Genomic DNA, 824 nt, shown 5'->3' with positions numbered 1-824 from the left:
CGAAATCAGAGCGGTGGTACTAAGCGTACGACAAGTAGGGCGGGACACGAGAAATCCTGTCTGAACATGGGGGGACCATCCTCCAAGGCTAAATACTCGTAATCGACCGATAGTGAACCAGTACCGTGAGGGAAAGGCGAAAAGAACCCCGGGAGGGGAGTGAAATAGATCCTGAAACCGTGTGCATACAAACAGTCGGAGCCTCGTAAGGGGTGACGGCGTACCTTTTGTATAATGGGTCAGCGACTTACATTCAGTGGCGAGGTTAACCAAATAGGGGAGCCGTAGAGAAATCGAGTCCGAATAGGGCGCCAGTCGCTGGGTGTAGACCCGAAACCAAGTGATCTATCCATGGCCAGGTTGAAGGTGCGGTAACACGCACTGGAGGACCGAACCCACTAATGTTGAAAAATTAGGGGATGAGCTGTGGATAGGGGTGAAAGGCTAAACAAACTTGGAAATAGCTGGTTCTCTCCGAAAACTATTTAGGTAGTGCCTCAAGTATCACCGACGGGGGTAGAGCACTGTTATGGCTAGGGGGTCATCGCGACTTACCAAACCATTGCAAACTCCGAATACCGTTGAGTGCGAGCTTGGGAGACAGACATCGGGTGCTAACGTCCGGTGTCAAGAGGGAAACAACCCAGACCGCCAGCTAAGGTCCCAAAGATTGGCTAAGTGGAAAACGAAGTGGGAAGGCTAAAACAGTCAGGATGTTGGCTTAGAAGCAGCCATCATTTAAAGAAAGCGTAATAGCTCACTGATCGAGTCGTCCTGCGCGGAAGATGTAACGGGGCTAAGCCAGTCACCGAAGCTGCGGATAT

Annotated in this window: 1 rRNA gene; it reads left to right on the top strand. The window is 51.2% G+C overall.

What is annotated here, in order from left to right:
* Nucleotides 1–824, top strand: a 23S ribosomal RNA gene (locus AAHE99_RS26675); the annotation flags it as partial.

It is taken from the genome of Pseudoduganella sp. OTU4001, assembly GCF_038440195.1.
Lineage (GTDB): Bacteria > Pseudomonadota > Gammaproteobacteria > Burkholderiales > Burkholderiaceae_D > Rugamonas.
Note: the sequence above shows the minus strand (reverse complement) of the source record. Positions and strands in the feature narration are given on the sequence as shown.